This window comes from Phytobacter sp. V69 (genome assembly GCF_965644215.1).
Lineage (GTDB): Bacteria > Pseudomonadota > Gammaproteobacteria > Enterobacterales > Enterobacteriaceae > Phytobacter.
Genome location: NZ_CBFFRL010000293.1, coordinates 1 through 4216, shown reverse-complemented (window position 1 = coordinate 4216; position 4216 = coordinate 1). Strand labels below are relative to the sequence as shown.

Sequence of the window (4216 nt, the reverse complement as noted above, 5' to 3'; positions counted from 1 at the left end):
ACGGCCTCATTTCTCGCTGCCGTCCAGATCAGATGCATCGCTCTCTGGGCTAAAATCTTGTGATGACACTATCTAATTCTCCATAAAATATTCACATTTTTGTTTTGGAATTAAGGCTCGTCTGTTCAGGAGTTTTTATGAAAAAAATTATGCTCGTCGTTATTGTGCTCTGTGGAGCAATGTCTCTTTCCGGGTGCATTTTCCCTCCAGGAGGACCTGGCGGCGGCCCCGGTGGTGGTCATTTCCATGGGCCTGGTCTGCGCTAAATTGTTAAGGCCCTAAAAGGGCCTTTGTGATGACAATAAATAACCTCCGACATGGCCGGAGGTTATTTATTTTCTGGCTAAAGACGCGTTATTCGCTCAGCCCGCGATTTTTCAGCATCGGCTCGATAAGCGGGTCGTGCCCACGCCACTGGCGATAAAGTTCAGCTAAATCAGTGCTATTCCCGCGTGACAAAATCGCGTCGCGGAATTTTTGCCCGTTTTCGCGGTTCAATCCGCCCTGCTCTACAAACCACTGGAAGCCATCGTCAGCCAGCATTTGCGTCCACAGATAGGCGTAATAGCCCGCCGCGTAGCCGCCGCCGAAGATATGGGCAAAATAGCTGCTGCGATAGCGAGGCGGAACGGCTGAAATATCCAGCGCCTCATGACGGATCGCCTGCGCTTCAAAGTCATCGACATCATTGACCTGAGTATTGCCATCCAGACTGTGCCAGTTCATATCCAGCAAGGCGGCGCTCAGCAGCTCCGTCATGTCATAGCCTTTATTGAACTGGGTACTACGCAGCATTTTATTGCGCAGTGCTTCCGGCATCGGCTCGCCGGTCTGGTAATGACGCGCATAGCGGGTGAAAACCTCCGCATGGCTTGCCCAGTGCTCGTTAATCTGCGACGGGAACTCAACGAAATCGCGCGGCGTGTTGGTCCCCGAAAGGCTGGCATAGCGCTGGCTGGCAAATAAACCATGCAGCGTGTGGCCAAACTCGTGGAACAGGGTAATCACATCATCCCACGACAGCAGTGCCGCCTGCCCGGCCGCAGGTTTCCGGTAATTGCAGACGTTGTAAATAACCGGTTTTGTCGATAGCAACGTCGATTGCTCGATGAAATTCCCCATCCACGCACCACCGCTTTTGGAGTCGCGGGCGAAGAAATCGCCATAAAACAGCGCCAGCCGCTCTTCATTGTGATCAAATATTTCCCATACCCGCACGTCCGGGTGATAAACCGGAATATCGTTACGCTCCACAAAGCGAATGCCAAAAAGCTGGCTCGCCGTAAAGAATACCCCTTCGGTCAGCACCGTGTTGAGCGCAAAATACGGGGCAATATGTGATTCATCGAGATCGTACTTCGCCCGTCGAACCTGTTCGGCATAATACGGCCAGTCCCAGGCCTGAGCGGCAAAGCCCCCTTCCTGCTCATCAATGAACCGTTGAATATCCGCCAGTTCACGTTCCGCACGCGCCCGCGACACGGGGACAATCCCGCGCATAAAATCAAATGCAGCCTTCGGGGAACCCGCCATCTGATCCGCCATTTTCCAACTGGCGTAATCCGGGAAGCCCAGTAACGACGCCTGCCGGGCGCGCAACTGCACCAGACGCAAAACAAGGCTGCGCGTGTCGTTGGCATCCGCTTTCGACGTACGTAACCAACTGGCGGTGAACAGATTTTCACGCGTCTGGCGGTCCTGCAATGCTGCCAGCGCTGGTTGTTGCGTGGTATTGAGCAGGGAAAGCAGCCAGCGATCGGGCAGCTCTTTTTCCCGCGCCGCCTCGGCGGCTGCCGCGATAACGTCATTGCTCAGACCAACCAGTTGGTGGACATAATCGACCACCAGCCCACCGGCTTTATCCGCTGCCAGCAGGCGCTGATTAAACTGGCTGGTGAGCGTAGCCGCCTCGGTATTCAGGGTTCTGAGCGCCTGTTTATCATCCGCAGAGAGCGTCGCACCTGCCAGCATAAAGCGCTGATACATCACCTCGACCAGGCGCACAGATTCTTCATCCAGCCCCGTGGATTCACGGTTGCGCCAGACGGACTCGACGCGTGCAAACAGTGTGTCGTTGAGGTAAATGTCATTCGCCAGCTGCGCCAGCTCGGCGGAGAACGCTTCGTCCAGTTGCTGTAAGAAATCGTTGGTATGCGCGGAGGTCATGGCGAAAAAGACGCTGGTCACGCGCGTCAACAGTTCGCCGCTGCACTCCAGCGGCAAGAGAGTATTGTCGAACGTGGCGGGAGCCGGGTTTTGCGCAATGGCGGCCACCTCGGCGCGTTTTTCCTCAACCCCACGGTCAAACGCAGGGCGATAGTGATCCTGATGGATAAGATCGAAGCGCGGTGCCTGATACGGCAGCGTGCTGACATCGAAGAAAGGATTCGTTACCGACATATTTTACTCCTGAATTCGGTTTGTTACCCCAGACCAGACATCCACTGTATTGGCTGCGATGATTTATCAGTAGCACAAATTGAAGATTTTTTGCCAGGCTTAACTTAGGTTACCGCCGCTGTGCGGCGCGTGCTATGGTAATACACCACAAAAAGCGTTGAGGAACAGTAAGATGATTATTTTGGTTACCGGGGCAACTGCAGGTTTTGGTGAGAGTATTACACGTCGTTTTATTGAGAACGGACATAAAGTCATCGCGACCGGACGTCGTCAGGAGCGTCTGCAAGAGCTGAAAGATGAGCTGGGCGACAGCCTGTTTACAGCGCAAGTGGATGTGCGTAACCGTGCAGCTATTGAAGAGATGCTGGCGAATTTACCTGCTGAATGGAAAGCGATCGACGTTCTGGTGAACAACGCCGGACTGGCCCTGGGACTGGAGCCAGCGCACAAAGCCAATGTGGATGACTGGGAAACCATGATCGACACCAATAACAAAGGTCTGGTGTATATGACCCGCGCGGTGCTGCCGGGCATGGTTGAGCGCAATCGCGGCCATATCATTAATATCGGTTCGACGGCGGGTAACTGGCCGTATGCCGGTGGTAACGTTTATGGCGCTACTAAAGCGTTTGTCCGTCAGTTCAGCCTGAACCTGCGTACCGACCTTAACGGTACTGCCGTTCGCGTGACCAATATTGAACCGGGCCTGGTGGGTGGGACGGAGTTCTCCAACGTCCGTTTCAAAGGTGATGACGCGAAGGCCGGGAAAACCTATGAAAACACCAACGCCCTGACGCCGGAAGATGTTACCGAAGCGGTCTGGTGGGTGGCAACGCTGCCAAAACACGTCAATATCAACACCCTGGAAATGATGCCAGTGAGCCAGACCTATGCTGGTCTGAGCGTTCACCGCGAAAGCTAATTTTCCTGCCCCGGCCCGCGGGCCGGGTATGGGAACGGCGTCTATTTAATGGTATGGTAGACAGGTAACCCCTTAAAAAGTAAGTGCGAATGATCGTTGAAACCCAGCTCAATCCGACGCAACCCGTCAACCAGCAAATCTACCGTATTCTCCGCCGGGATATCGTGCATTGCCTGATTCCACCGGGAACACCGCTGTCTGAAAAAGAGGTGTCGGTCCGCTTTGACGTCTCACGTCAGCCGGTGCGTGAAGCCTTTATCAAGCTGGCGGAAAACGGCCTGATTCAGATTCGCCCCCAGCGCGGCAGCTATGTGAACAAAATCTCCCTCGCTCAGGTCCGTAACGGCTGCTTCGTGCGCCAGGCCATCGAATGCGCGGTTGCCCGTCGCGCCGCCGGGATGATGACGGACAGCTACTGCTACCAGCTTGAGCAGAATCTCAACCAGCAGCGCACTGCCATCGAGCGCAAACAGCTGAATGACTTCTTCCAGTTGGATGACGAGTTTCACCAGAAGCTCGCACAAATTGCCGACTGTCAGCTGGCCTGGGACACCATTGAAAACCTGAAAGCGACCATGGACCGCGTGCGCTATATGAGTCTCGACCATGTATCACCGCCGGAAATGCTGCTCCGCCAGCATCAGGATATCTTTGATGCGCTGGAAAAAAGAGACGCGGATGCGGTAGATACGGCGATGACCCATCATTTGCAGGAAATCAGCGGCTCCGTGAAACTGATAAGCCAGGAAAATCGCGACTGGTTTAGCGAAGACTAACCCCTTTCGTTCTTCTCCCTTTTTGAAACGTCGTGCTGTTTTAATCCGCGAATTCAGATAATAAGTGCAACGCTCGGACATGATTGTGGAGAGTGTAGGAGGAAGGGTTAACTACCGA

General features: G+C 54.2%; 3 protein-coding genes. 2 read left to right on the top strand and 1 reads right to left on the bottom strand.

The genetic code is table 11. From position 1 onward, the window contains the following. Nucleotides 1-354: 354 nt before the first annotated feature. Nucleotides 355-2400, bottom strand: a complete 2046-nt coding sequence (gene dcp, locus ACSZPU_RS23835; RefSeq protein ID WP_499003982.1) for a peptidyl-dipeptidase Dcp — start codon at nucleotides 2398-2400, stop codon at nucleotides 355-357. 172 nt (nucleotides 2401-2572) lie between these two features. On the opposite strand from dcp, the gene ydfG reads away from it, so the two are divergent. Both ydfG and ACSZPU_RS23825 read left to right on the top strand, forming a co-directional pair. Further along, nucleotides 2573-3322: a bifunctional NADP-dependent 3-hydroxy acid dehydrogenase/3-hydroxypropionate dehydrogenase YdfG gene (gene ydfG, locus ACSZPU_RS23830; protein ID WP_499003980.1), complete on the top strand. Its 750-nt coding sequence runs from the start codon at nucleotides 2573-2575 to the stop codon at nucleotides 3320-3322. Nucleotides 3323-3411: 89 nt separating this feature from the next. Continuing rightward, nucleotides 3412-4098, top strand: coding sequence for a GntR family transcriptional regulator (locus tag ACSZPU_RS23825; RefSeq protein ID WP_499003977.1), 687 nt, complete (start codon nucleotides 3412-3414; stop codon nucleotides 4096-4098). Nucleotides 4099-4216: the final 118 nt, after the last annotated feature.

Bases quoted from the DNA above. Each gene is read 5' to 3' on its own strand.
- dcp (WP_499003982.1), bottom strand. From the start codon at position 2,400: ATGTCGGTAACGAATCCTTTCTTCGATGTCAGCACGCTGCCGTATCAG.
- ydfG (WP_499003980.1), top strand. From the start codon at position 2,573: ATGATTATTTTGGTTACCGGGGCAACTGCAGGTTTTGGTGAGAGTATT.
- ACSZPU_RS23825 (WP_499003977.1), top strand. From the start codon at position 3,412: ATGATCGTTGAAACCCAGCTCAATCCGACGCAACCCGTCAACCAGCAA.